Genomic DNA, 223 nt, shown 5'->3' with positions numbered 1-223 from the left:
GTGATGGTGTAGCTTTTGATGGTCCCGGAGCGAATGGCGTACAACGATTTCAGCTCATCGCCCGCTTTGAACAAGGTTTGACCTTTCTGGATGGGCTTTTTCCGCTCGATAATATTATCCAGCTGATCAAGCTCATGCTCGTTCAGAGTAAAGGGGATGCAGAGCTGGCTGATACTGCAATCCTGACAATGGATAGCACAACCGCCAGACTGAATGCGTCGAA

General features: G+C 49.3%; 1 pseudogene. It reads right to left on the bottom strand.

Annotated elements, in window-relative coordinates:
• A pseudogene (gene fnr / locus AC6CWS_RS26560) lies at positions 1-223 on the bottom strand (fumarate/nitrate reduction transcriptional regulator Fnr); the annotation flags it as partial.

It is taken from the genome of Klebsiella sp. M041 (genome assembly GCF_059759695.1).
The sequence above is the reverse complement of the archived record's forward strand: the minus strand, read 5'-3'. Positions and strand labels throughout refer to the sequence as shown.